This is a genomic window from Paenibacillus sp. AK121, assembly GCF_019042715.1.
GTDB lineage: Bacteria > Bacillota > Bacilli > Paenibacillales > Paenibacillaceae > Paenibacillus > Paenibacillus polymyxa_C.
In genome coordinates, this window is the sequence record NZ_JAHPJM010000018.1 from 46,127 (window position 1) to 72,349 (window position 26,223).

Consider the following 26,223-nt stretch of genomic DNA (forward strand, 5'->3'; position numbering starts at 1 on the left):
CTGCCCAATAGGCAAAAGGAGGAATTATTCATGCTTGCACTAGTATACAAATCAGCTTGGGATGTCGCACTTGAGGAAAGACCGATCCCGGAGATTAAAAAGGATAACGATGTACTCGTCCGGATTCGGGCGACAGGCGTATGCGGTACGGATCTAGGTATCATTAGTGGCAAATATCATGCCGTGCCGTCCACGATCTTGGGTCACGAGTCAGCCGGGGATGTTGTCGCTGTTGGATCAGCCGTCAGTTCACTCAAGCCTGGGGACCGGGTGGTGATTGATCCAACATACTACTGCGGTCAATGTGAAATGTGCCGGACAGGAAGACAAAATCATTGTACACACAAATCCGTAACAGAGACCGGAGTCAGCGCCGACGGTACGTTCACCGATTATTATGTGACTGAGGACCGTTTTTTGTACAAGCTGAAGGATCATATCAGCTACGAAGAAGCGACGCTGACCGAACCGCTGAGCTGTATGCTGACCGGGATCAACCAGATTAACCTGCTGCCGAACTTCACCACTGTTATTATAGGCGCAGGTCCGATCGGGATTCTGTACAGCTATGCTCTTGCTTCGAAAGGCGTGACTGGTTGCCTTGTTGACATCTCGGAGGAACGGCTCGCCATTGCGGATTCTATTGCCCCCGAACGGTGGTCCGCGCATGCCACGCTGGAGGCGGCCATTCATAGGCTGGCTCCGGCAAAGAATCAGGTGGACATGATTGTGGATACCACAGGCGTGGTCGGCACCGAGGTACTAAGCCAGCTTGCGAGCGGCGGGTATTTGATGCTGGTGGGGCTGAGAGATGGGATAAGCTCGTTTAATCCGAAAGAGGTCGTTGACCGTAGCCTTAAAATCATCGGCTCGATTGATTCTCTGGGCACGTTCTCCACGGCGCATTATCTGATTGAGCAGCAAATCATTCCCGCCAAAAAAATCATTACCCACTCGTATCCGCTTGATGACTACCATGAAGCCTTTAAGACACTTGGATGTAATATCAGCGAGCGGACACTTCAGCCTTCGTCTCAGGCGATCAAGATTGTGCTGCAATCGAATGGCTCCGGCAACTAAATTAGCTACTAACAAGGGGGAGAATGGACATGACGAGCATTCATCATGTTACACCGACGAATCATGAATGCACAGGAGACCTATCAGCGTCCGTTCCGGTCAAAGCGGTCATTTTCGACATGGATGGGGTGTTGGTAGACAGCGAACCGATTTATTTTGAGGTTGAACGCAGCTCCTTTGCCCATTTCGGTGCACCCATGACGGAAGAAGAGCATCACACCTATGTTGGAGTGACACTCGAATCCATGTGGCGTCAAGTGCTGGACAGGCATCAACTTACTAATACATTGGAAGAGGCACTTGCCTATCACCGAAAAAATGTGATGCAGACCATAACAGCATATGAGGGCCTGATGGCGATCGACGGACTGGAACGGTGGCTGGACTGGTTACGGGAAAAAGGAATTCCGATTGCAGTAGCCTCTTCCTCTCCGCGGTCGCTGATTGATCTCATTATGGAAAAAACGGGACTTGGCCGTTACTTTGATATTCGAATCACTGGAGAAGAGGTATCCCAGGGTAAACCGGCACCAGACATCTTCCTATATGCCGCCGAACTACTTGGCATAGCCCCGGACCATTGTATTGTTATTGAGGATTCACGAAATGGTGTTCATGCAGCCAAGAGTGCTGGTATGCGCTGCATTGGTTTACACAACCCAGGCTCGGGCCAGCAGGATTTATCCAAGGCAGATTACCGTATTTCCAGCTATGATGACCTGTGGGCGCTTAAAGAGAGCTTGCCATTCGGGGAATAGTTGTCTGCCAAGAGAAGGGCTGTAAGATGCTGGAAGGCATATCTCCTCTATAAATATATTAAACCGCCTGATCTTTAAAATGGATAATGACAGATATAATTATGCCCCATAGAGTACATAGTAGAGTATGTCATTTAGACTACCCTGTGTGTACTCTATGGGGCGTGCTTTACATCAAATATTTTTCAACCTCATGTCTGTTGCGTAAAAAACTGAACTTAGGAAAGACAAAATCGGAGTTTTTAGAGTATGTATTTTATTGTGTCAAGTAGTAGTTTTCCGCTTTGGTCTTCCTTATCAGTCCCGGATTTCACACCAAAATACACATCTTCCCTTTTGGGTCTATTACAATATATTTTATTATGAGACACCTACTCTTAATCATTATTTTATGTGCATATAAGCTAGTTTATCGTATCTCATATTGCTGTGCTCAGCTGTGCATTCGTTCTTCAATGATGTTCTACAGGAGGATCACTATGAAGGTCTTGGTCCCGCTCTGTAAAGTGCCAGCGAGTAAAGGTAACCTCAAAGCCCTCACGGGTTGGCGAACAGGTATATGGACCTGCCTGATTTCCAGTGGTGTAGGGAAAACGCGCCACACGAATCGTTCGCCATCCATGATTCTCCGTCCGTGCGCGAATGACCACAGCATCCTTGATGATGGAAGCGCGGAGGGTGACTTCTTCACCAACCCACTCCGGCACAGCCGCAAGCGACCAGTCAGAATACCCAGCGGTTACGACTGTGGAAAGCTGAGGAATGCCATCATTGATTTCTATCCCCGCTTTAACCCATTGCTCGGGGCCATGGTATAACAAAATACCTGCCTGATCATAAAGCTCCGTAAAGGATGCGAGTTGAAACGATACTTCCACCGCCGTGTTGTTATTCCAATCCGATAATAAAGCGGACCCATCTTCAAATTCAAAACCATATAATGTCTTTTTCCAAAAATCTCTTCCCTTTTCAGGCGCAACCTTAAGGAAATCTCCTTCTTTCCGGGCATATAGAGGTGAATTGATCCAATTCCCTTCCTCCCATTCCATTCTCTTTTTAGTCATCTTTTTGTCCTCCTTTATTCAAATAAATTTGTCGTTCTAATCAAACATCAGATACCAATAGATCGCGATCTCGTCACTTTCTTTATCTAGGCCTCTGTAGACGTAGGAGTCGAATCCACCGATCACAAAACCGCAACTTTCATAGAATTTACAAGCGCGAACATTATTACTTTGTGTCTCCAGCATGATTCCTGGCATTCCGCCATCCTTCCCCCAGCGTTTAGCCTGTTCGATTAGTTCCTTACCGATACCGAAGCTTCTATATAGCTTGTCGACTTTGATATCTTCCACATATGCATACTTATTCCAATTCCTTTTCAGAACAATTTGACCTACGACTTGATTATTTACGAGCGCTAAATATATGATCTGATCGGGATTGTCGATATAATTCAAATAATCCTCAACTGTGTCTTCCTCAAACTGATCATCATCGTAGCTTTTTTTACTAATAGGCCTCTCCTTCACCGTATATTCGATTTGCTGTCCCATTAATTGCAAAACAAGGGTAGAATCCACGATAAAGCTACCATCAATGTTAGTGCTACACTCACCGTCCTCAGCCTTCACTTCTCTGATTAAAATATTCATTTTCGTATTCGTTCTCCTACAGTTTTATAAGGTGCGAATAGAGATGTGAACACCTCCCCCATCTTGAAGCAAAATCAAGTTGCATTAATGCTGCAACATCCTTCAAATCTACATCAGTTTAACGCTGTTCCGTTCTAACCATTATAACAATATTTCGCCATTTTCTGTCTAATCCCTTTACTTTATAGACCATTAAATTCTCTTTAGGATGAACAAAAAGTCTTCCGATGTTCTCTCAGATGAAAGCTTCCGTATCAAGGTATTCTAGCTGATCTAATCCATCAAACATGTTAAACCTTCTCCCATTCCCGTTTTCGCTCATGGAGTGAGCTAGTAATAATACGGTCCAGCAGCTGTGTAAAGGTTATGCCTGCTGCAGCTGCACTCTTCGGAAGTAGGCTGTTAGCGGTCATTCCGGGTAAGGTGTTTACCTCCAAAACGTAAGGTACATCCTGGCACAAAATCATATCGATCCTTGCATACACCTTGCACTGCAGCAGCCGATAGCTGGCAAGCGCCGTCTCGCGCACACGCTGCTCAATAACGGGAGGAAGCTGGATCACCTTCTCCTCAGCACCGCTGGTCTCATATTTCGCTTTATAGTCGAACCATTCAGAATGGGCAGAGCGAATCCTGATAATCGGTAATACCTCGCCATCTACAATTGAGCAGGTAAGCTCCGTCCCTTGAATAAAAGGCTCAACCAAAATCGTCTGATCCAAAGCACAAGCCTTCTGAATAGCCGAGTGAAGCTCCTTCTCATTATGCACAAGCTGGATGCCGATGCTGGATCCTCCCCTATTCGGCTTCACAATAACGGGATAACCCAACTGCTCTACCGCTTGCTGATCATAATCGCCCATTCCCTGCCAGCAGAGGCCTGCAGGCGTAAGCACCCCTGCCGACTTCAGCAGCATCTTGGACAGCTGCTTATTCATACACAGGCTGCTTGCCAGAACACCGCTCCCTGTATAGGGAATGCCCAGTGTTTCCAGCGCTCCCTGCACCGTGCCGTCTTCGCCATATTGACCATGCAGCGCCAACAACGCAAAATCGATGTCTGTTTGCTGAACCTGTTCGATTAAATCTGCTGGCTGATCGATCACAATTGGAACCACCTCATAGCGGCTGCGATCCAAATGATTCAGCATCTCTTGACCTGTCTGCAGAGAAACCTCACGCTCAGTGGAAGTACCCCCCATAATAACGCCAATCTTCATCATGACACCCCATTTTCTTAAAAAATCATAGTGCAGTTACGGATTGTTCTTATGACCACATGCCTTATGAAAGTTACGCACCTGTTGGCCTATAATCTGAATACCCCGCTCGATCTGTTCATCCGTTACTCGGGAAAAGCCAAGCCGCAAAGTATTCGTCCCTTCACCTTCATGTATAAAAAACTTGTCTCCAGGTGTATATATAACACCTTGATCTATGCATGCTTTAAGCAACTGGCGCGTATTTACCCCTGCCGGGAAGGTAAGAAACACATGCAAGCCCCCATCGCCAGATAGTTGCGCCTCAGAGAGATGGGTATCACAGCATGCCTTCGTAAGCTCGTATTTGCGCTTATATTCCATACGTGCTCTTTTTACATATTTCTCAAAATTTCCATTGAGCAAATATTGATATAATATCGATTGGTCGATTGTTGAGGTATGAATGGTGCGCGCACGCTTAATGCTTTCCAGAGTGTCAATCAGCGCTCGATCTCCAAGCACCCAGCCTACTCGCAAGCCAGGAAACAGCACCTTGGAGAAGCTGCCAATATAGATGACTCCGTTCCCTCGCCCTGCTGTTGCTATTAATGGCGCAATATGCGCTCCTGAATAGCGAAGCTCCTCATTAAAACCATCCTCAATCACCGGAATCTGATAGCGCATCATTAAATTCATTACAGCGCTGCGCTTTGCCGGCGACATGACAATGCCTGTAGGATTGTGATAGGAAGGAGTCAAATAGGCGAGATCGAAGCTATTTGTCTGCTTCTGCAATACCGCTTCAAGCTGCTCCACATTAATACCATCCCGCTCCATTGGAATGCCGGTAATCTCAAAGCCTTGTAGCTTTAAATTTTTGATCGCTGTGTGATGGGTCGGATTTTCACAAATTACTGTACCGCGGCGCGCTGAAGGGCGAAGTGCCGACAGCACAATATCGAAGCCTTCTGTAAACCCGCTTGTAATCAGTAGATCCTTGCCGCTTATATCGACGCCCTTATTCTCCATATATCTCATCAGGTAATCGATCAGTGGTTTGTAACCCTTGGCATAGCCGTAGTTGAGCAGCACCTGCCCTTCGATTGCCATCCGATCCATAAAGGCTCGCCTTACATCTCCCAGATCAAACAGCTGCTCATCCGGTGCGATGCTTGTAAACGAGATGATTCCTCTTGGGGCGCGAATGCCCTGCTTCATCATATCAAGCTCTGCAGCCGATACAGCGTACTTGCTCATTCTTGTCTTCCAATCAATCTGCCAGGCGAAGGAGGCGTCAGCCCCTCCGTTATCCGCAACCAAAAGGTCCACCATAGCGGCCACATAGCTGCCTCTACTCGGTATTGTATACGTAAATCCATCGTCCTCCAGGCCTTCATAGGCTGCAATAACTGTATTGCGACTCACCTTGAGCACACTGCTCATTTCTCGTGTGGAGGGTAGCTTCTGATCCTTATGAAACGTCCCTTTTATAATTAAACGTTTAATATATTCTTTTACTTGTATCGCGACCGGACGGTCACCAACGATCTTAAAATCTTGGAACATTGTTCATCGCCCTCCATCTATAATGATGGCATAGGTAACAAAAGAAAAAAAGAACCACCGCTCTGGACTTTTCATCCTTCGATGGTTCTTCCGATTTTATCCCGGCTACGTCCTCATCATATCCGTAACTCCAGATGTATGGTTACGCAATGATCATCTTATTGACTAATCTCGAAATCCTTAATGGTTGCATCCGGTCTTAAAACTTTATTTTGATCCAGCTCAGATAACGGTTTACCATTTCTAACCTTCTTTATCCAATCATAATTTGCAAGTACGCCTTTCTCCAACGCAATTACGTCAGCAAACCCTTGCCCAATGATTGTGGCAGCCTTATCAGGATTATCAAGCTGGCCATTCGCAATAACTGGTATCCGGTTTTCAATGGATCCACCGTATTCATCTGTTCGACGATTCGTATAGTCCGTAAGGAACTGATCAAGCATTATACTCTTTATAAGTGAACTCATTTCGCAAGTGACTTTCAGGATCTTATATGTCATGATGTACTATTATAGGAGGAAAGCAACCAGATGGATATTTGTTACTGTTATCACGGCAAACAAGTTTGTGAACCCAGCTATTCTTGGGGGCCCGGCATCAAAGGACAATACAAAATCATGTTTATCCATGCGGGTAGAGGCGTTTATCAGATTGACGGAAAGACCTTTCATCTTCAGCAAGGCGAAGGCTTTATCGTATACGACAACATTCTTTGTTACATGGAAGCGGACCCAACTGATCCTTGGATTTATTCTTGGATAGCCTTTTCGGGTAACGGGGTTATACCTCTATTCGAGCAGGCGCACATTTCTCCCCTTCATCCCGTATTCAGGTACTCCCCATTGTTTTGGTTTGATTTTTATTTGGATGAATTTTCTGCCTGCGACGTGAACCACAGCACCAGTGAACTACGAAGACAGAGCATTTTGTTCAGGTTACTCGCCGATTGGATCGAAATGTTGGTCGCTACGAGTCAACTACTGACCGAGGTACGGCCCAAAGATGCCTACATTCGTAAAGCGGTCGAGTTTATTCGAATGAACTATAACCAAAGAGTTTCCATTTCCGAGGTCGCACACATAGTTGGGATTGATCGTGTCTATCTGTCCGTCCTTTTCAAGGAGATTCTTAATGTTTCCCCACAACAATACCTGTTGAACCTCCGGATGGACAAAGCAGGCGATCTGCTGGACAATTCGCAGCTGTCCATCACGGAAGTCTCCTATTCTGTTGGTTATAGCGACCCGCTACTGTTCTCCAAAATGTTTAAAAAAGTGAAGGGACTTTCTCCATCACACTTTCGCGCAAGGCTTAAAAGAGACAGCTCAATGGGTCTTTCAAGTCTCGACTGATTTGTTCGTTTAATGAATCGTGTTGTTGCCATGACATTACCAGGGGACATCCCCGATATTATGCATAACTTGGTCGATCTCTTGAAGATCCGCTGCCGATAGCAGTTCCGCGTGTACTGCTTGCACGTTTTCCTCGATTTGACCTACACGGCTTGCACCGATTAGCACCGAATCCACACCTCCTTCGCGCAGCGCCCATGTCAACGCCATTTGCGGCAACGTTTGACCGCGGCGCTTCGCGATCGCCTCCAGCGCACGGAATTTGTTAATCCGCTCCTGAGATATGGCCTCTGGTTTCAACGTGCGCAGGCCTGTTTTAAACTCAGCTTCCAGCTTATCGATGTATTTTCCCGTCAACTGTCCGCGACCAAGCGGGCAGAAAGCCACTGTGCCGGCTCCTACTTCAGTCAGCACGTCCTGCAATCCGTTCTCAATCCACCGGTTCAGCATCGAATACATAGGCTGGTGGAGGAGCAGCGGTGTACCAAGGTTTTTAAGGATCACAGCTGCTTGCTTCGTCTCCTCCGGTCCGTAATTGGATAAACCGACGTACAGTGCTTTGCCTGATTTCACAGCATGAGCAAGCGCTCCCATCGATTCCTCTAAGGGGGTATCACCATCGGGACGATGATGGTAAAAGACATCGACATAGTCGAGTCCCATTCGCTGAAGGCTGCGATCCAGGCTTGCAAGCAGGTTTTTTCTCGATCCCCACTCACCGTACGGGCCAGGCCACATATAGTAGCCAGCTTTTGTTGAAATAAACAACTCATCCCGATAAGGTGCGAGGTCCTTTTTTAAAACGTGTCCAAAGGTTTCCTCGGCCGATCCGGGAGGTGGTCCGTAATTGTTTGCCAAATCAAAGTGCGAGACACCAAGATCGAAGGCACGTAATATCATTGCACGACTATCCTCAAACGGTTTGTCCCCGCCGAAATTTTGCCACAAGCCGAGCGAAATGGCCGGGAGCCTGACACCGCTCCGTCCAATCCGCCGATATTTCATTTGTTCGTATCGATTCTCTTGTGCAATATAAGTCACCTGATTTCATCCTTTCTCATTCCTAGCAAAATACTGGCCTCTGACGTGCCCTCTTCTTATTTCTTATTTCTCATTTCACGCCTCCCTCAAGACATGTCATAAAGTTGAGGACCTAACCTTAGGCAGCTCAAGTATATCTAACAATTCTTATGTATTGGAATGTCACTGTGATAAAAATACATGTCATAATGTTATTTGATAATAGGACAGCTACTAAATCTTCAATAATGAGAATTTTGCTTTATTCATCATAGTCCCTGTCTTCTCTCGTAAATCCGCGATATCATAATGTGAATGATTAGTTAGGGAATAATTGTGTGACACAACAAATGATGCCTATTTTATAACAAAGAAAAACAACCTTCCTCCAGTCCGAAGACTAAGATAAGGTTGTACTTAAAAGGAGGCTTATTGATTCTCTTTAATTACTGAGGTGTTTGGTTTGTAATTCGGTATATGTACCAGCTTTTGTAAGCCTTATATTTCCCAACTACAAAATACAGGTACTTCATGAAGACCATGAGTAATGAGATCATATTATTGACACAATCGGTAATGAAATAAAGCTCTTGTCACTTGGTTTGGACAAGAGCTTTATCTTGCGTCTTTCCTCTTTCCTCTTGCCTCTTTAATTTGACACAGTTTTATGGATCAATCAGCTATCACTAGCATCATTTCTCCACTATTCGCAAATAACTTGGTCGAAAAGGCAAACCCACAATATAGCGATGAAGTTCCTTAGCAGGAAAGGTTAGGAATGTATTATTGAAGTGTCACGTTGTCAACGTAAACGGCTGACTTACCGCTGCTGTTCGCCGAGGCAAGAAATTGTATGCCGATTTCCCTAACATCGTCAAGATTGGGTACAGATGCAAGGTTGAACGACAGCGTCGTACCTCCAGAAGAATTAATCTTGACAGCTTTGCCAGCATACCAAGCCCAACCTGATCCTGTCTTGGCATAAATCTTGGCATTGAGTCCGTCACCTGCGGAGTCCCAAGATGCATGTTTGACGGTCGCGCTTAGCGTTGCCTTACCACTAAGGTTGCGGCTTTGTGAGAGAAGCAGGTAGTGCTGGGAATTAGCAGACATGATGATATCCGCTTTAAGAGAATTACTGCCCTTGGATGACCACTCGTTTACGCTCCATGGACCATCGGATATATTCGAACCGGTCCAGCCCTGCGTACTACCCTCGAAGTCATATAATGTGTTTGCGCTACTGCCACCGCAAGCCGCATTCTGCCTCCACTCGGCATACGGAGCGTGCCCGGCTAGAATGCTTTTCAGATAGTTACCTCCTGCTGTGAGACTCCCGTTCGTATTGAAAATACTGGCGCCTTCTGTCTTGTCATTAATCGCCCAGTTGGCCCATGACAGGTTATTCTGGTTCATCCAGTCAAGCCATTGGTTCGTGGAATCGTAATTAATGCCGCCGTCGCCATCCGCGTTAACAAAGCCCATCTCGGTAACAAATAGCGGGATGCCCTTACTCATTGCGTAGTTGGCTTTGTCCCGGAGCGACTGAAAATGAGTTCCAGCGTAAAAGTGCAATGTATAGGCGATATTACTAGAGGATGTAATGGGATCGTTCGCTGCCTGGTCTACATTCTGAGACCAGAATGGCGTACCAACGACAATTAGATTGTCAGAATGTTGACGAATGGCTGGAATAACTTGCTCAGCGTAACTTTTGATTGTCCCCCACGAGACTTGCGTAGGTTCGTTATAGATCTCGAAAATGACGTTATCATAGCTTCCGTATTCCTGCGCCATGCGGCTGAAGAAACTTTTAGCGGCGTTGACGTTGTTGTGCGCGTCATGTGAGTGCCAATCGATAATAACATAGATCCCCTTAGCAATTGCCGCATTGACCACGTCACGAACTTTAGATTCATCGGCCGTGTTATACGGATTTCCGCTGGGGTCCACGCCATATGCCGCTCTTACGATCTCTACTTGGAATTCATCCACCATCCGATTCACCGTAGCGGTATTCCAAAATGGACCGGACCAGTTGCTCCAGAAGAAGCTCGACCCTTTGACCATCATAGGCCGATTCGTTTTGGAGCCGTTAATCTTGTTTCCACTTGCTTTCATTTCACCGAAATAACTTACAGGGTTTGCGCAGGCAGCTGCAGAAGCGGGCGTTGCAGGTAAGGCCGCTTGAAAAAGTAGCGTTAATAAACTGAACAGTAGGATCATGATTAATGGCTTAGTGAATGAATTGAACGACATTTTCATAATTCTCTTCTCCCTTTAATATGGCATGATTACGCGAAAAATTTCGGCAAGTAGCCCCGATATTCATCTGCATATCGGCCGGATTCAAGAACAGTGACAGCATTCAAACTTGTTGTCGAAAACGTTTTCGAAAATGAAATAAAAATGTTAGTGAAACCTCCTGTTCCAATAGACTCAATTAGATTCAACCATTAACATCTTCACGCTTTCCTCAGGTTAACAACATATCGCCCTACGTCTTCCGGATCACCACCTTCTTTTAAAATCATATCTATTCCAGTTTCCTCCCCTCTGACGCAATATGAGACCTTCCCTTTTGTCCATAACTCGGGAATGAAACAAGAACGAGCAGAAGTGATTCAAGGGACCTTATATTAAGCGCTTACACCATAATTAAAATACAATTTGTTTTTGTGTTTGTCAATTCTTAAAAAACTATTCCTTATACTCTCCTGTCGAGTCTCGTACAACCAGATTTGCCGGGACAATCTCCGTTGGCGGTGAATAATCGGGATTCTCAATCATTCGGATGAGATGCTCTCCTGCTTTCATTCCCATTAGCGTAATGTTCTGATTGATTGTTGTAAGCTTGGGCATGGACAGTTCCGCATAGAATGTGTTGTCAAACCCAACAACGGAAATATGATCAGGTACTCGCATTCCGATTTCGCGAATTGCTTCGATCGCACCGGTCGCCATATAGTCTGAAGAGCAGATTACGCCGGACGGTGCTTCCGGAAGCTGTAGCAGGCGCTTCATCGCCTTATATCCACCTTCAATGCTGTATTTCTCTACCTCCACATATTGGTCGTAGTAAGGAAGATCGTTCGAGCGCAGCCCCTCCTGATACCCGGAAAATCTCGTTTGACCAACCAGACATCCCAAATCCCCTGAAATAAAAGCGATGCGTTTATGTCCGAGTTCCACCAAATGCTGAACACCTAAGTAAGCACCTCTGCGATTGTCGGCTGTTACATATCCGGTTCTAGGTCCCAGCAGATCGGTATCGATCATCATCGTCGGCATCTCAGCCTGAAGTAGATCCAAAAAATTTTGATTAGTTCGATCGACACCAAACATGACAACTCCATCTACATTGCGGCTGATGCAATGCTTAGTGAAGGTATAATCGGGATTGCTAAGATTCGGTGATAGAAAGAGCAGGTCATAACCGCTATCTTCAAGAGACTTTCTTAACCCATCAAGAAGCTCCGAAATAAAAGGATTCGTGAAGAAATCCAGCAGGAACATCCCGACCGTCCAGGAACGCTTTTTCACGAGGCTTCGGGCAACCACATTCGGCTGGTAGTTCAGCAATTCAATCGCCTTGTTCACCTTATTCCTCGTTTTGCTGCTGACATCAGAATAATTATTAATCACTTTGGATACCGTTGCCACCGATACCCCTGCTTGTTTCGCCACCTCATGAATAGATGCCACTACACTCACCCCAAACCAAAATAAACGAATCTCACACTCGGTACATAACAATTTACTATATATTATACGCGATGCTCAGCCTCATAGGAAACGTTCAGTAATACCGAAAAAACATCTAGTTGATGTCCAAATAATCAATGTATGCACCCTTTAAAAAGTTTAGTTTTTTGTACAAAAAAGCTGACATCATTACATATCAATGTCAGCTCTATAAAAATTATTATTTTCTATTAATGTCCAAGGAAGCCTCTTCTCCCTTAAATACGATCATAAAAATGGCACCGCCTGTAATTACTACAGCTAGAAGTAGTAACGTCAAATTGCTGTACAAATATGCTGCAACGTCAGTAACGATCGGGAGAATAGGAAAGTTGCACCTAAGGTGTGTAAGCAGTCCTCCTACAATTGCGATACCAATCCCTTCCGCCAAAAAGCAGGAAAAATTTAAAAACCCCATACCTGAGCCTGATTCGTCAGCACTTAGCGAGCCTGCCACAATGGTTGAGATGACCGTTTTGACAAAGGATAGCCCACCAAAAATCAAAACCAATGCTCCTGAAATGATCCAGAGGCTACGATCGGCAAAAAGTGAAACGATGAAAAGCCCCATCACGAGAAGCAATAACCCTGCAACCATGACAAAACGAGCTCCCTGCCTATCGACCAAAGAACCGCCAACGATCCCAAAAAGAATCACGCTAAGCGTTCCTGGAAACAGAACACCGCCTCCGATAAGGCTTGTCGACATCTGGTGTACTTCTCTCATCATGTAAGGGATCATAGACATAAATCCTGCAACGGTACCTAGAAGTATTCCCCCTACAAATACGCCGACAATAAACCTTCTCCTCTTGAATAAAGCTGGTTCTACGAAAGGTTCCTTAGCTCTTCGAATTCTCAGCACAAATCCTATGAAAAGAATGACACTGTTGGTCAAATACCACCACTCGTAATGTGTCGTAAATAAAGTGAACGAAACAATTCCAAGAACAAAGAGCAGGCCTCCCAGAACATCAAGCCCACCTTTTTTCATAGGTTCGTCAGGCAGCGTCCGTAAGAAAAAAGGTAGTGTGACAAGCGTCATCATTGGCAGGAAAAACAGATAGGACCAATGTACATAGTCCGCGATCCAGCCTCCAACTATAGGACCAAAACCTTCTCCCAGAGCAACGGTCGATCCAATCATTCCAAAAGCTTTTCCTTGATGCTGCTTTTCGATACTTTTGGTAACGATGACCATAATCAGTCCGGGGACGGCAGAAGCACCCGCTCCTTGGATAAATCGTGCAACAAGCAAAATCGGAAACCAGGCATGAAAAAGCAAGCCAAACAGCGATCCCCCGCTATATATCATCATACTGATGAGAACCAGTTTTTTTACGCCGTAAATGTCCGATATTTTTCCGTAAACGGCCGTTCCTACGGCAAAAGAAAGAATGAAGCTGGTATTAACATAATTTGCAGCGGATGGCTTAATTCCAAATTGAGCGGCAATGTCGGGCAACGATACGTTGAACACCGTCTCATTCAATACGCTGAAAAATGCAAGCACGCACAGCCAAATCAAAGATTTAGGAATACGTTTCTCAATCGATTTTTCCATTATGCAAACCCCTTAAAAATGCCAGGGATTACGCAGTTTATAGGGCCAGTGATGCGTTATCCCCTTTAATTTGTGCCCTTCTTTTCACTATGTACTTCATTCTAACGCCTCCACAAAATAAAAGTAAAAATCTGTTTAATTGCAATTACCTAACCATATTATCACTAAAATAATAAAAATATCACCTGTTATTTTTGACAATAATCATTTCATGACGAGGTAAAGCAAAAACGGTTAGTTCCTGCTCGTTGGATAACAATGTTTAGCCTCTGCGCTATCTTATTAACGCAATCTCCTACTTATTTATTTTCAATGGTAGATCATCAAAAACATATATGGAGTTAAGTTGTCTATTTGGAATTCGTCGCAAAATATTCTACTACTATCTCGCGGAATTCCTGAGCAGCCCGCGAAATATACCGATTCCTGTTCCATAATAAAGCAATCTCACGTATCAATTCGTGATTCTCTACCTGGAGATATTTGAGATGTTCCTGCGAATTTCGTGCCGTGCTCGGTATGAAAGCTATCCCAATTTCGGCTTCCACAAGAGTACTAAGCCTTGCAGGTTCATCCCCCTCGTACACATAGTTAGGCACAAATCCTTCCGACATGCATACAGAATCCACTAAATCACGAGTACCATAGCCTCTTTTTACGCCGACAAACCATTCTTCCCTTAGCTCTGTCAAGGATACGCTATTTCGATCCGCAAGCCGATGCCCCTTTGGAACAGCTACAAGAATGGGGTCGATACATACGATTTTACATTCGATGTCATCGCCTTCAACAGGAGGTGAAGACAAGCAAAAATCAACTTCTCCTCTATGAAGAAGTGTAACCATTTCCTGTGTGGTCAGCATTTGTACATGAAATTGAATATAGGGCCGTTTTCTCCGAAACTCTCGAAGAATGCCTGGTAATGTGCTTGCGGTGGTCACTGCCAATTCGAGAGTTCCGTGTTCTGGGCTGGATAAGTCGCTAAGCTCCTGCTTCCCCTGTTCTAATTCAAATAAAGCCCTTTCTGCACGGTAAAGGAATCTGCTTCCGAACTCATTCAATCGCAGTTTCCTCCCTGTTCGATCGAATAAAGGGACTCCCAAATCTTCCTCCAAGCGTTGAATCGTTTTGCTGAGCGACGATTGAGTAACGTGCAGACTTCGTGCAGCTTCGGTTACATGTTCCAAACGAGCTACCGTGAGAAAATATTGCAGTTGAAGAAGTTCCATTTCGCATCCCCCTTTCATTCCCTCAAATCAATGAGATTATATCATCAAATGCATTGGAATAAATAATCGATTTCAAGTACGATGACATTAATTCGCTATGGGAGGCCAGAAATGAGTGTTCGCAGCTGGTGGTTAATGATTTCAGTTGGTCTAGGGATATTATTGAACCCATTAAATTCTTCGATGGTTTCTGTTGCAATTCCAAGTCTGCAAAATGTGTTCCAACTTGACTTTACAGGTGTTTCCTGGATTTTTTTTTCTTTCTACATTGCAAGTAGCATAGCTCAACCTATCATGGGAAAGGCCAGCGATTTATTCGGCCGTAGGAAGATGTTTCTTATTGGACTTGTTGTAGCCTTCATTGCATCATTATTAGCTCCGTTGTCACCAACCTTTGGATGGCTCATCGTGTTCCGCATTGTACAATCCATCGGAACAAGTATGATGGTTGGGGTTGGAATGGCCATTGTTCGAATTCATATTACAGAGAAACAAGCGACTGCGCTGTCTGTTTTGTCCATTTTCCTATCAGGAGCGGCAGCAATTGGACCCTTTATTGGCGGGGTTTTGGTTCATTGGTGGAATTGGCCTGCCATCTTTTTCATCAATATTCCGTTTGTGGTAGCCAGCTTTCTATTGGCTTGGAGGACTATTCCTGAGGACGAATCGCCAACATCTGTTGCACGCAACATGTCCTTTCGTAAATGGTTTGATTTAATTGATGCAAAAGGGATCCTACTCTTCACATTAGGGCTGGTTGCCCTGCTCGTCGGATTACTCTCGGCAAAATCATCTGGGCATATCTCGTTAGAAAACGTCATTGTCGGGTTAATAGGCCTCGTTGCGCTGGGGGCATTCGTACGATATGAGTTAAAAGCGACGTCACCCTTTATTCCTTTACGCACGTTCGCCAAATATCCTGCGTTGACTTGGGTTAATGTCGAATTCATGTTCGTTAACGTACTCTATTACTCGCTTTTTTTCGGGCTTCCGTCCTACTTGCAAGTGGTAAGGCATGTAAGCGAGTTCCAAACAGGGATTCTCATGCTAAGCTTAGGCTTGTGCTCGCTTGCTGCTTCTCCAATAGCAGGACGATGGATTGATAAATCAGGACCCAGACCGGCATTACTGGTATCGGCAATCCTGATGACATTGGGATCTGTGTGGCTTGTAACATTAAATCCAACTTCTCCGGTGATCAGCGTGTGTTTGGCTTTGGCTGCATTCGGTATTAGCAACGGACTGAACAATGTAGGTATGCAAGCAGCCTTGTTCCAAAGTTCTCCAAAAGAAATAATCGGTGTAGCATCCGGATTATTTAATACATCAAGATATCTGGGAACCATTTTCTCTTCATTATTGATAGGTATCGTAATGGGAGGTAAGTTCAGCTTCGAGGGATTTCAAGTGCTTGGGATTGTCCTTACGGTAATTGCATTGACTTTGGTATTGATGAGTCGGCGACGCCTGGATTCAGGACAATTGCGAGAGTCATAGGTTCACCGTTTCTTCAAATAAACCCCTCTACTCTTTATTTAACGTTAATTTTTCAACGAAAGAGAAAGGAATTTAGTTAAAAAACAGCCGAGCAATCGGCTGTTTTTGGTAGCGATTGGTAGGTGACAATAATTCCAGTTCACATCCCTAATCCAGCTTTCAAATCCCAGTAAAAATATTAAAAAATAGTTGGCACCATTCCCCCATCCATACGGATTGGAGAACCCTTAAATGCAGACGCATATGGGCTACATACAAATGCGGCTAATCTACCGATTTCAATAGGTCTAATAAATCGCTGTATTTCGGATTGAGGCAGGTTTGCGGCCATAAATTGTTTCTCTTTTTCTGAAAAAGTCATATTTTCATTGGTGTAAATCCCCTCTATGATTTGATGTACATTTTCAGAAAGTGTTGGTCCTGGCATGATTGTATTAACGGTAACTTCTGTACCTCTTGTTAATTTAGACAAGCTTTTTGACAATGATAGCAGCATGGATTTGGTCATACAATATTGAGGCATTTGTCCTGAAGGCATAATTGCTTCTTCACTCGCAATGAAAACAATGCGTCCATAATCGTTTTTCAACATTTTAGATAAGTAAAATTTAGCTAATCCATTTGCAGCAAGAACATTAGTACGGAAGTATTTTTCCCACACTTCATCGTCAACGTCCTCATACTGCATAATTTCGTAAATACCCATATTGTTAACCAAAATATCAACTTCGGGGTATTTTTCAAATAATGCTTTTCTTTGCTCTTTATCCACAATATCGGCCTTAGCATTTTGGGGAGAGGTAGTTGGGAACTTTGACTTTATTTCATTTACTGTTTGTTCTACCTCATCATAATTCCGTCCATTAATAAGTACATTCACACCTTCTTTGGCAAGTTCAATCGCTATTGCTTTACCTATACCTTTCGTTGATCCTGTAATTAAAGCAGTTTTATTGTTTAAACCCATATCCATCATACATTTCTCCTTTTTCTCTACTTCCAAACTATGTTAAGATCAGCCTTTTAAAGAGTCCTGATTATATTACCTTGCCTGGATTGTTCAGTAACTAGCATATTGCGCCAAAATTCTTGTTTCACACGCCAATTGATAAAACTCAATAAAACTAGCTCTCTGAACAATTGGCTAGTCTGGAATCTATTAATGAATAGACGGTCTTCCGAGCTGTGCTTCTGATATTGAGTTTGCAGCTAAATGTTTAGTACGCCAATTTAAAGGAGTGTCACCTTCCCAAAGGCGGAAAGCCCGATAGAATGAGTTCTGGTCTTCATATCCAATCAAGAAAGCCACTTCTTTAATATCAAGCGATGGGTCTGCCAAGTACTTTCGTGCCTGCTCATGTCTAGCTTGTGTCAGCAAATGCTTAAAGTTCGTGTTTTGGTCAGTGAGCCGGCGCTGCAACGTGCGATCGCTCATGTTGAGTTCCTTCGCGATAGCCTCAATATCAGGGCGTCCTCCTGTGAGGCTCCGTTTTATAATCCATTTGACCATTTCGGTAATGGAGCAGTTGCGCTGCTGTTCAGCCAGAGATCGGTCTAGGACGGGAGTGAGAATCTCCAGCAATTCTTCGTTGTACGAAACAAAAGGGAGGTCCAGATCTCTTCGATGTAGCGTCATTCGATTACATTTTGCATCAATCCGGATACGGCAACCGAAGTAAGCTTCAAGAGCTTGTACATCGCCCATTGATTGCGAAAATTCCACAAGCTGTGCCGTCAAAGGTTGACCAGTGCCCCGGCGCCCAAGCTCTAGAAGACATGCGAGCGTAATACCGATCAGCATCGGTGGGCCAGGCTGCTCGGTATACAACCATTCCAGTTCGATTGTACAGTGCTCGCTCTCCTCGGTGATACGTAAGATTTCGGGGGGGCATAATTGTTTGTACCGAGCCATTCGGTTTAGAGCATCGCGATAGTTACGAGCGTGGTAAGTCGCTAAGACGGTCGGTGGGTACTTCGCTGTTTCAAAGACGGTTGCAAGCTTGATGATTCCTTTGGCAGTGTCACCAATGAGATCGGAATAAGCCTGCCAGATCGCGAAATATTGGGCTGGGGTGACTACTGGTTCTGTCATAATGTTAAGCGGCAGCCGTGCTTTATGAGCTACGTCGTGAGCAGAAATCCCCAATTCGTGTAATCCCGTCCAAAATCCTGGCGGAATTTTAATATGGTCAGAGGTATGAGTCTTCTTCATACATATAGACCTCCTTTATTTACTTACATTATTCAAGCTCTATAACCATTCCAGTATAGTGAATTTTGTTAACACATGCTTACTAAATGTTTGACCACAATAAATAAAAAAGCAACCGATATATCGGTTGCTTTTGAGTCATTTTTATTTCGATAATTGCAGTTTCCTATATTTCTACCAGCAGAAACTGTATCTAAAAACCTGTAGTATACTGTTTCGGGATCGTTGTTTCTTTTTTCAAGTTTGTTGCCGCCTCAAGAGCCCAATAAGGGTTTCTTAACATTCCTCTCCCGACAGCCACAAGATCTGCGTCCTCATTTCCTACTACAGCGTTTGCCAGGATCGGATCATCGAGTCTTCCGACTGCAATGACTGGAACTTCGAGTGCTTGTCTGATTTCTCGAGCAAGTGTCACTTGGTATGCTGCGTGACTGCCTGGTCTACCCCACGCAGCGATAGGTCCTTCCCCGCCTGAAGAAATATCAAAAATATCTACTCCTGCTTGTTGATATTCTTTGGCAAAAGAAATGCTTTCTTGAATGTCGTATCCTCCTTCTACGTATTCTTTAGCGGAAATGCGCATGATAAGCGGCATGTCTTCCGGCATCTCTGCCTTGGCTGCCTGAATAATTTCCCGACCAAACTTTGTAAGATCTTTCCCGTATTCATCATCTCTTTGGTTGGTAAGAGGAGAGTGAAATTGATGGATTAAGTATCCGTGAGCTCCATGTAATTCAATGGCATCAACTCCGGCCTTCACAGCACGTGCTACAGCACCGCGGAACTTCTCCACCATTTCTTTAACTTCTTGTGTTGAAAGAGCTCTAGGTAATTTAGATTTCTCATCAAATGGAATAGCGGACGGAGCAACAGGCACCTCAGCATCTTCTGCTTTACGTCCAGCATGAGCAATTTGGATACCTACTTTTGCTCCATAACTATGGCAGGCATCTACAATTCTTTTCAATGCAGGAATTTGCTCATCAGACCACAATCCCAGGTCGAAATCAGAAATCCGTCCATCCGGTTCTACATCAGTCATTTCAATTATAATAAATCCAGTTCCACCAATTGCACGACTTACGTAGTGCATGAAATGCCAATCGGTAGCTATACCATCTTTTTTTTCAACAGAATATTGACACATTGGAGGCATGACGACCCGGTTCTTTAATTCCAAGCCTTTAAATTTATAAGCGCTAAATAAATCTTTCATTAAGAAAGACCCCTTTCTAGGTTTTATAGTGAACACTATATTATATGCATGCACATGCATATAATATAGCATGCATTTTTTATTTGTCAACTATCGTTTAAACTATGCGTTTACGTAATAAAGGCCCAGATATTGTATTCTCTAGACCTAGGATTAATTCTTGCTCTATTCAAGCATTAACTTTCGTATTAAGTTTTAATTTATATGAAAGGATTATATTTTTTCAATAAGTGATTGTAATTTTTGCTTCAACTCATCTTTTGAAAGGACTGACTCCAGAATCTGGTTGAAGGTTTCGAGCGCTCTATCAAATTTCTTTTCACCAAAATCGGTCATGCTTGTATAGATTCCCCGACGATCATCTTCACATATATGTCTTTGCAAAGCTCCGCAGCTTTTTGCTTCCATTCTGACTACCAGTCTAGATAATGCACTTTGGCTTAACCCAACCATCTCTTGTAAATGCTGCAATCTCAATTTCTTTTCCTCAGTTTGAGATAAGAAATACAGAACCAAAAATTCATTTAAGGATAAACTATAGTTTTCTTGAAGTGCACGTTCCAATTCATCGTTTATGTTCGATTGGAGTTTAGTAAGGGACAGCCAAATATTTAAAAGTTCGATAGTATTGTTGTTATGCATTTCGACTCATCCGTTCTATTCTGAAGTATAAATTACACACATTATAGGAGTCACCATAGGGAATAATTAATTCTATCAGGGTTACCGGAAATGGTCAAAACAACACAAAAACACCTTTCAAATCAGCTTCCATGCTTAGGAATGCATCTTCTGAAGGTGTTTTGTTTTGAAATTGATTTTAATTTACAAATTATTTATGGTCAGATACTTTTCTGCGCATTCCAGCCAGTCCTATCAAACCAAGCAAGCCAAGCCAACCCCAATCCATATCGTTGTCATTATCTACGGCGTTTGCTCGTACACTGTTAGCGTTATAAGTTGGATTGTTGCTTTGATAAGGGTTTTGAGCTGGGTCATTGGCTGCATTTACATTTGGACTTTGTGCTAAAGAAGGGGTGGCTAAAGCTGCAAACAAGCATATGGAAGTTACCGCTGTGACTATTTGTTTTTTCATAAAAAGGAATCCTCCCTGAAAGTGTGATGCATATAATTTCTCCAAAAAACTGCTCCTTATTCTATTGAGTATTTACAAATTTATTTGGATACTTTTAATCATTAATTGGAACTATAAGATCGGTGTAAAAAATATTAAAGGAGCGGTTATGATGGGAATATTAAGTGGGAATCCAAAAGATGAACCTATGCACTACGGTGAAATTTCCGGTGTTTGGCTATTTTCATTAGCCGCGAAAGGAGCTCTGTCTTTCTACCAAGCATTCCTGAATCATGCAGGTGATAAGGATTTGAGAAAAATATTGGACGCACTCATTGATCAAGCGAAACTTGAAATTAAGGAGTGTGATATGCTTCTTACTGACAATGGGATTGCCCCAGCGCCAGCCTTACCAGAAAGACCTCCAGTGAAACTTGAAGATATTCCTGTAGGTGCGCGGTTTACTGACCCGGAGATCGCCGCTAAAATTGCGTCTGATACATCATTGGGACTGGTGGCTTGTAGTCAAGTGATGGGTCAATCCATCAGAGAGGATATAGGGGCTTTGTTTGCAAAATATCATGCCACCAAAACTGCTTTAGGCGTTAAGATTCTTCAAATGACTAAAGAAAAAGGATGGTTAATTCCACCTCCTCTCCAAGTGAAAAGACCCGAAGCTGTTGAAGTGTAAAACAGATTAAAATTTCTGCTGGTTATATTCAGGGTAGATTAAACAAGCACCCCCTTTGTCCTCACTATGAGGATAAAGGGGGTGCTTTCACGAGCCATATCCGCCTGGCCATGCTCTCAAATTATTCCATTCCAGAATCTGTGAAAGACTCTGCGTTTCTTTTAAATCGATCTTCGAATCACGCTTTTGGTCGCTGCTGCCTCAAAAATGGTTTCGATCAGCACCAGCACACGGTGCACTTCTTCGCTTTTGATCGCAAGCTCGGCTTTTCCTTCGATGGTGGAGACAAAATTTTCGTAAAAGCTTTCTGCTGCAGCAGGTATTTTCTCAATCGGGAACTTAAGGGTGGATTCCTCAGACGGCGGTGCCATCGTTTTCGTCAACCCTTGACCTGCTTGAATCGGTTTGGGTTCCACGTGAGCGACATCTGGATTTCGGGTGACAATCTCTCCGCTCAAATCCCAATCCTTGATCACTGCTGTTCCTTCAGTTCCTTTAATATACCAACGCGGCAACTTTACGTAATTCGTTGTACCTACTTCAATGACCGCTGTAAGACCGTCCTTGAACTCAATCAAGCTGGTAAAGCCGTCATCCACTTCTGTCCCCAGAATATAACTTAAGGTAGCATTCACGCTTTCGATTTGGCTGTCCGTAATCTGAAGAAGCTGGTCCAACAGATGCACTCCCCAATCCAATAGCATTCCTCCACCATACGCCTTTAATTGCCGCCAGTCTCCTGGAATGCCGTTAGCTCCCTGAACCCGCGATTCCAGGTGGAAAAGATCGCCAACGGTCTTCTTACTGATTATATCTTTGACAATCCGGAAGTCTTCATCCCATCTGCGATTCTGATGTACTGTAAACAGACGATTTTCTTGCTTGGCCACCTCGACAATATCTAAGAAATCTGCGCTTGTTATCGTAACTGGCTTTTCACAGATGACATGTTTGCCAGCTTGCAGTGCTTGGATCGCGATTTCTTTATGAACGTCATTAGGCGTTGCTATTAATACAATATCTACGTCCTGATCGCCGAGAACAGCCTCTAGACTGGCATAAGTTTTATAGCCGGCTGCTGCAGCCAATTCCATCCGATAATCAACAATATCATATACACCGCCAATGGCAAGCTGCTCAATAGGTTCAATTAATTGAACATGGTAGCTTCCCATACCTCCATAACCAATAATAACTACATTGTATTTCCGATTGTCCATTTTCATTTTCCTTCCACTCCTAAATTGAGCCACCACCTATCAAACGGTTGCTCACAGATCGAATTCAATTGTAAATAGGTTATTGCCAAGCAACTATCCGTAAGATGTTATTGCATACGCTTTCATTATAAAGGAAATCTTTCCCCAAAAAAAGGGGGTTATTATGATCAAGGTGGTTTAAAGAAGTTGTATGTAACAACGAGCAGTCTGAATCAATTAATTACGTACATGCGACACCTTCAAAAAATCTGCAATCCTATTTCTTGGAGCATATTTATTAAGTTGTCTCGCATGGAACCGGCCATCCTTGCTGCAAATTTTGCTTTTTTACAAGCTTCCTCATATGACTCTTGATCCTAATCATGAATCAGTAATTCGTTTTTTGAATGTTGCCTCTCCTTACGAGGGGTGTTTTTCACACCCCCACATGGGTTTACCAATAAATGTCCATCCTTTTTGTGGCTGTAAGTTTGTGTAGCTCAGCTCTTTCTATCTTCTTTGGTAATCAAAGAGCTGTAGGCGGGAATCTTCACCGTATCTTTCTTTACTTTCACATCCTTTGAGCTGGAGAAGACTACTTTCCTCTTCTGCTTATCCCCTTCTTTCATCTGGATAGTAACTGACTCTCCTGACAGGTTATGATATATATACAATGTTTCTTTGCCTGAGGAACGTTTGTATGCCGCCACGCTGGCAGAACCTGCTTTGATCGGTTCTAGATTGTCGCTGCGAAGAGCCTCATGTTCTTCCCTCAGGCGGATAAGCGTACGGTAGCTTGCCAGCAGGGAATCATTGTCTCGCAACTGCTCTTCCACCGATACTTCGCCTTTGTTGTATTTGGGCTCCTCCCACTTCGTTTGACCGAGACCTTCTCCCTTGTACCAGCGCATAGGCTCCCGAAGATACTCATCGGGCTTCTCTCCCTTCATGCCGATCTCTTCCCCGTAATAGAGAAATGGCTGGCCCGGCAGCGTCAAAAGAATGGATGCAGCCAGTTTGGCTTTTCGCACATCCCCGCCCAGCTCGCTCATAACACGGGTCTGGTCATGATTGCTTAGGAACGGAGCATCGAGTGCCGCCCTATTGTATGATTTGTACAGCTTTAGCGTTTTCTCTGCGAATGTTGCGATACCCTGATCCTGGCCGTTTTTCACGGAGTTCAAAATCGTTCCGCCCAGATCAAAATTAAACAGAGAGTGGAGCGATTCGTAATAAGGAGCTATTGTCTCCGGTTTATCCCATACTTCTCCTGCCAGATATACATTTGGATTTATCTTTTCCATCTCGGAACGGAACTCATTCCACCACGCAATGTTTTTATCTGCGCCATCCTTCGTTTGCCCTTTAAAAATATGCATCGCCGCATCAAGCCGGAATCCGTCTGCACCCTGCTGTAGCCAATATTTGCCGACTTTGATCATTTCCTTGCGGACTTCGGGATTGTCAAAGTTCAGATCCGGCATCCCCGACCAGAAGGTACCGTAGAAATACCCTTCGCCATTCGGATTTTTATGCCATACCTGCTGGCCCCATGATCCCTTCTCATCCAGATTTGTATTCTCATCTGCCCATACGTAATAGTCATGGTATTTGCTTTGCGGGTTGGCGCTGGCCTCCTTGAACCAAGGGTGCTCGCTGCTCGAATGATTGATAACAAGGTCGATGATCACCTTGACACCCTTTCTTTTCGCTTCTTTCGTCAAGGTGCGGAAATCATTCAGATTCCCGTACTGCGGGTCCACCTGATAGTAATCAGTTACATCATATTTATGGTAGCTTGGAGACGGATTCAGTGGCATGAGCCAGAGACCGCTGACCTGCAAATCCTTGCCCGAACGGGGATTACCATCGTTTAAGTAATCAAGCTTTTGTGTAATACCCTTTAAATCACCATGTCCGTCCCCATTCGAATCATAAAAAGAATTAATATAAATTTCGTAAAACACGCCGCTTCCAGCAGAATTCGGAGGCTTATGCCCGTTCATATCCTGCTCGGCCATTGCACCTGAGGTGAACATCGTGAGCATAGGCACCGTTAACAGGATCGTGGACCATTTTCTTAAGCGTTGGTTACGAGTCAAAACATATCAGCTCCTTTAATTGTTATGGGTGCGCCTTCATTATAAAGAAAAACCACCCAAAAAAAGGGGATATTATTATCTATTATAGTGGAAAATATCGATTTTATTGTTTGATGTCGTTATCGAACAAACTGCCTGGGTTAGAGGATCTGTTGGTGATCCTTAACCCAGGCAGTTTGCTTGAAAGTCTATTTTTATCCTTTTACAGCGGAACCTACCGTCATCGCCCGCTCTACTTGTTCACTCAAGAACAGATAGACGAGTACCATCGGTAAGGAGGCAATAGTCATAACAGCACCCATCGCTCCCCAATCTGTACTATAAGAGCCTTGGAAGAAAAGCAAGCCTAGCGGCAATGTCTTCATATTTTCATCAGAAATGAGAATATAGGCCAAAGTGAATTCATTCCAGTTGTTCAAAAACTGAAAAATGGCTACAGTCGCAATTGCAGGTAATGCAAGGGGTACAATGATTTTCAGGAACAGTCTATAAATATTAGCTCCATCCATGCATGCTGCCTCTTCAATCTCCTTAGGGATTCCCGTAAGGAACCCATAGAAAATCATGGACGAGAAAGGAAGGCCAATTGCGATATAAGGAAGAATAAGAGCTCCATACGTATTCGTTAGATTAAAATCGCGAACCAGAATCGCCAGCGGTATCATGATAACCTGAAGTGGCATAAACATTCCTATGGTCATATAAGTCCGGACGGTAGAACGAAATCTCCACCTCATACGAGCCACTGCAAAGGCAAACATCAGAGCCAGTAAAAGGATAAACAGAGTCGAAATTGTTGATACGACCAGACTGTTCAGAAAGTAACGGGGAATATTAAATTGTGTCCAGGCATTGATGTAATTTTCGTATCGAAAATGCGTTGGCAGTCCAAATGGGTTAGAGACGAAGATCTCATCGTTGTTCTTTAACGAATAGGATACCATCCAAAACAACGGGTAGACCGAAACAATTAGATACAGCCACAGTGGTATCTGCAGGGCAGCATGTCTGAACTTGCTCAAAGCGGTTTTACTCATTTCGTTCTCCTTTTCAATACA

23 protein-coding genes are annotated in these 26,223 nt (G+C 43.9%); 5 read left to right on the plus strand and 18 right to left on the minus strand.

Annotated elements, in window-relative coordinates:
- Positions 1-30: 30 nt before the first annotated feature.
- A complete protein-coding gene (gutB1, locus tag KSP24_RS23025; protein ID WP_013371158.1) occupies positions 31-1,080 on the plus strand; it encodes a 2-amino-2-deoxy-D-mannitol dehydrogenase GutB1 in 1,050 nt (349 codons plus the stop codon).
- Positions 1,081-1,109: 29 nt separating this feature from the next.
- A complete protein-coding gene (locus tag KSP24_RS23030; RefSeq protein ID WP_014599753.1) occupies positions 1,110-1,838 on the plus strand; it encodes an HAD family hydrolase in 729 nt (242 codons plus the stop codon).
- Between the two features lie 452 nt (positions 1,839-2,290).
- Here the strand turns inward: KSP24_RS23030 and KSP24_RS23035 are convergent, their stop codons facing one another.
- The 5 genes from KSP24_RS23035 to KSP24_RS23055 all read right to left on the minus strand — a co-directional run bounded on the left by KSP24_RS23035 (position 2,291) and on the right by KSP24_RS23055 (position 6,707).
- A complete protein-coding gene (locus KSP24_RS23035) occupies positions 2,291-2,902 on the minus strand; it encodes a DUF1349 domain-containing protein (protein WP_216976866.1) in 612 nt (203 codons plus the stop codon).
- 36 nt (positions 2,903-2,938) lie between these two features.
- Complete coding sequence (locus KSP24_RS23040) at positions 2,939-3,493, minus strand: GNAT family N-acetyltransferase (RefSeq protein WP_216976868.1); 555 nt, start codon at positions 3,491-3,493, stop codon at positions 2,939-2,941.
- 290 nt (positions 3,494-3,783) lie between these two features.
- Complete coding sequence (locus tag KSP24_RS23045; protein ID WP_216976870.1) at positions 3,784-4,713, minus strand: D-alanine--D-alanine ligase; 930 nt, start codon at positions 4,711-4,713, stop codon at positions 3,784-3,786.
- 36 nt (positions 4,714-4,749) lie between these two features.
- Entirely contained in the window at positions 4,750-6,261 is a 1,512-nt protein-coding gene (locus tag KSP24_RS23050) for an aminotransferase-like domain-containing protein (RefSeq protein ID WP_216976873.1), read from the minus strand.
- Positions 6,262-6,419: 158 nt separating this feature from the next.
- Entirely contained in the window at positions 6,420-6,707 is a 288-nt protein-coding gene (locus tag KSP24_RS23055; RefSeq protein WP_216976875.1) for an oxidoreductase, read from the minus strand.
- 87 nt (positions 6,708-6,794) lie between these two features.
- Between KSP24_RS23055 and KSP24_RS23060 the strand changes: the two genes are divergently transcribed.
- Complete coding sequence (locus tag KSP24_RS23060; RefSeq protein ID WP_216976876.1) at positions 6,795-7,616, plus strand: helix-turn-helix domain-containing protein; 822 nt, start codon at positions 6,795-6,797, stop codon at positions 7,614-7,616.
- Positions 7,617-7,652: 36 nt separating this feature from the next.
- Here KSP24_RS23060 and KSP24_RS23065 read toward each other — a convergent pair whose 3' ends face one another.
- The 5 genes from KSP24_RS23065 to KSP24_RS23085 all read right to left on the minus strand — a co-directional run bounded on the left by KSP24_RS23065 (position 7,653) and on the right by KSP24_RS23085 (position 15,173).
- Positions 7,653-8,657 (minus strand): aldo/keto reductase, encoded by a 1,005-nt coding sequence (locus KSP24_RS23065; RefSeq protein WP_216976878.1) that lies wholly within the window; start codon positions 8,655-8,657, stop codon positions 7,653-7,655.
- Positions 8,658-9,419: 762 nt separating this feature from the next.
- The gene (locus tag KSP24_RS23070; protein ID WP_013371149.1) at positions 9,420-10,901 is read right to left on the minus strand and encodes a glycoside hydrolase family 5 protein; all 1,482 of its coding nucleotides are present in this window, start codon (positions 10,899-10,901) and stop codon (positions 9,420-9,422) included.
- Positions 10,902-11,336: 435 nt separating this feature from the next.
- On the minus strand, positions 11,337-12,341 hold the full coding sequence (locus KSP24_RS23075; RefSeq protein ID WP_025678368.1) for a LacI family DNA-binding transcriptional regulator: 1,005 nt from the start codon (positions 12,339-12,341) through the stop codon (positions 11,337-11,339).
- 220 nt (positions 12,342-12,561) lie between these two features.
- Positions 12,562-13,944 carry an MFS transporter gene (locus tag KSP24_RS23080; protein ID WP_216976880.1) on the minus strand — a complete coding sequence of 461 codons (1,383 nt, stop codon included), beginning with the start codon at positions 13,942-13,944 and terminating at the stop codon, positions 12,562-12,564.
- Between the two features lie 350 nt (positions 13,945-14,294).
- Entirely contained in the window at positions 14,295-15,173 is an 879-nt protein-coding gene (locus KSP24_RS23085) for a LysR family transcriptional regulator (protein WP_025678371.1), read from the minus strand.
- Positions 15,174-15,284: 111 nt separating this feature from the next.
- Here KSP24_RS23085 and KSP24_RS23090 point away from each other — a divergent pair, with 111 nt between their 5' ends.
- Entirely contained in the window at positions 15,285-16,670 is a 1,386-nt protein-coding gene (locus tag KSP24_RS23090; protein ID WP_216976882.1) for an MFS transporter, read from the plus strand.
- A gap of 178 nt (positions 16,671-16,848) precedes the next feature.
- Here the strand turns inward: KSP24_RS23090 and KSP24_RS23095 are convergent, their stop codons facing one another.
- From KSP24_RS23095 to KSP24_RS23115, 5 genes are all read right to left on the minus strand, one after another.
- Positions 16,849-17,643, minus strand: a complete 795-nt coding sequence (locus tag KSP24_RS23095; protein WP_216976902.1) for an SDR family NAD(P)-dependent oxidoreductase — start codon at positions 17,641-17,643, stop codon at positions 16,849-16,851.
- A gap of 186 nt (positions 17,644-17,829) precedes the next feature.
- Positions 17,830-18,882 carry a helix-turn-helix transcriptional regulator gene (locus tag KSP24_RS23100; RefSeq protein ID WP_216976884.1) on the minus strand — a complete coding sequence of 351 codons (1,053 nt, stop codon included), beginning with the start codon at positions 18,880-18,882 and terminating at the stop codon, positions 17,830-17,832.
- A 193-nt stretch (positions 18,883-19,075) separates the two neighbouring features.
- A complete protein-coding gene (locus KSP24_RS23105) occupies positions 19,076-20,098 on the minus strand; it encodes an NADH:flavin oxidoreductase/NADH oxidase (protein ID WP_013371141.1) in 1,023 nt (340 codons plus the stop codon).
- A 213-nt stretch (positions 20,099-20,311) separates the two neighbouring features.
- Complete coding sequence (locus KSP24_RS23110) at positions 20,312-20,740, minus strand: MarR family winged helix-turn-helix transcriptional regulator (RefSeq protein WP_025678381.1); 429 nt, start codon at positions 20,738-20,740, stop codon at positions 20,312-20,314.
- Positions 20,741-20,930: 190 nt separating this feature from the next.
- On the minus strand, positions 20,931-21,194 hold the full coding sequence (locus KSP24_RS23115) for a WGxxGxxG family protein (RefSeq protein WP_025678383.1): 264 nt from the start codon (positions 21,192-21,194) through the stop codon (positions 20,931-20,933).
- 151 nt (positions 21,195-21,345) lie between these two features.
- On the opposite strand from KSP24_RS23115, the gene KSP24_RS23120 reads away from it, so the two are divergent.
- Positions 21,346-21,864 (plus strand): DUF3231 family protein, encoded by a 519-nt coding sequence (locus tag KSP24_RS23120; protein ID WP_216976886.1) that lies wholly within the window; start codon positions 21,346-21,348, stop codon positions 21,862-21,864.
- Positions 21,865-22,025: 161 nt separating this feature from the next.
- Here KSP24_RS23120 and KSP24_RS23125 read toward each other — a convergent pair whose 3' ends face one another.
- The 3 genes from KSP24_RS23125 to KSP24_RS23135 all read right to left on the minus strand — a co-directional run bounded on the left by KSP24_RS23125 (position 22,026) and on the right by KSP24_RS23135 (position 26,202).
- The gene (locus KSP24_RS23125) at positions 22,026-23,090 is read right to left on the minus strand and encodes a Gfo/Idh/MocA family oxidoreductase (RefSeq protein WP_064961851.1); all 1,065 of its coding nucleotides are present in this window, start codon (positions 23,088-23,090) and stop codon (positions 22,026-22,028) included.
- Positions 23,091-23,563: 473 nt separating this feature from the next.
- A complete protein-coding gene (locus KSP24_RS23130; RefSeq protein WP_216976888.1) occupies positions 23,564-25,165 on the minus strand; it encodes an alpha-amylase family glycosyl hydrolase in 1,602 nt (533 codons plus the stop codon).
- A 194-nt stretch (positions 25,166-25,359) separates the two neighbouring features.
- Positions 25,360-26,202 carry a carbohydrate ABC transporter permease gene (locus KSP24_RS23135; protein WP_013371135.1) on the minus strand — a complete coding sequence of 281 codons (843 nt, stop codon included), beginning with the start codon at positions 26,200-26,202 and terminating at the stop codon, positions 25,360-25,362.
- Positions 26,203-26,223: the final 21 nt, after the last annotated feature.

Coding starts and splice junctions, on each gene's coding strand:
- KSP24_RS23105 (WP_013371141.1), bottom strand. CDS start 20,098: ATGAAAGATTTATTTAGCGCTTATAAATTTAAAGGCTTGGAATTAAAG.
- KSP24_RS23100 (WP_216976884.1), bottom strand. CDS start 18,882: ATGAAGAAGACTCATACCTCTGACCATATTAAAATTCCGCCAGGATTT.
- KSP24_RS23115 (WP_025678383.1), bottom strand. CDS start 21,194: ATGAAAAAACAAATAGTCACAGCGGTAACTTCCATATGCTTGTTTGCA.
- KSP24_RS23120 (WP_216976886.1), top strand. CDS start 21,346: ATGGGAATATTAAGTGGGAATCCAAAAGATGAACCTATGCACTACGGT.
- KSP24_RS23095 (WP_216976902.1), bottom strand. CDS start 17,643: ATGGATATGGGTTTAAACAATAAAACTGCTTTAATTACAGGATCAACG.
- KSP24_RS23055 (WP_216976875.1), bottom strand. CDS start 6,707: ATGCTTGATCAGTTCCTTACGGACTATACGAATCGTCGAACAGATGAA.
- KSP24_RS23070 (WP_013371149.1), bottom strand. CDS start 10,901: ATGAAAATGTCGTTCAATTCATTCACTAAGCCATTAATCATGATCCTA.
- KSP24_RS23050 (WP_216976873.1), bottom strand. CDS start 6,261: ATGTTCCAAGATTTTAAGATCGTTGGTGACCGTCCGGTCGCGATACAA.
- KSP24_RS23125 (WP_064961851.1), bottom strand. CDS start 23,090: ATGAAAATGGACAATCGGAAATACAATGTAGTTATTATTGGTTATGGA.
- gutB1 (WP_013371158.1), top strand. CDS start 31: ATGCTTGCACTAGTATACAAATCAGCTTGGGATGTCGCACTTGAGGAA.
- KSP24_RS23045 (WP_216976870.1), bottom strand. CDS start 4,713: ATGAAGATTGGCGTTATTATGGGGGGTACTTCCACTGAGCGTGAGGTT.
- KSP24_RS23110 (WP_025678381.1), bottom strand. CDS start 20,740: ATGCATAACAACAATACTATCGAACTTTTAAATATTTGGCTGTCCCTT.
- KSP24_RS23030 (WP_014599753.1), top strand. CDS start 1,110: ATGACGAGCATTCATCATGTTACACCGACGAATCATGAATGCACAGGA.
- KSP24_RS23035 (WP_216976866.1), bottom strand. CDS start 2,902: ATGACTAAAAAGAGAATGGAATGGGAGGAAGGGAATTGGATCAATTCA.
- KSP24_RS23085 (WP_025678371.1), bottom strand. CDS start 15,173: ATGGAACTTCTTCAACTGCAATATTTTCTCACGGTAGCTCGTTTGGAA.
- KSP24_RS23090 (WP_216976882.1), top strand. CDS start 15,285: ATGAGTGTTCGCAGCTGGTGGTTAATGATTTCAGTTGGTCTAGGGATA.
- KSP24_RS23080 (WP_216976880.1), bottom strand. CDS start 13,944: ATGGAAAAATCGATTGAGAAACGTATTCCTAAATCTTTGATTTGGCTG.
- KSP24_RS23060 (WP_216976876.1), top strand. CDS start 6,795: ATGGATATTTGTTACTGTTATCACGGCAAACAAGTTTGTGAACCCAGC.
- KSP24_RS23040 (WP_216976868.1), bottom strand. CDS start 3,493: ATGAATATTTTAATCAGAGAAGTGAAGGCTGAGGACGGTGAGTGTAGC.
- KSP24_RS23135 (WP_013371135.1), bottom strand. CDS start 26,202: ATGAGTAAAACCGCTTTGAGCAAGTTCAGACATGCTGCCCTGCAGATA.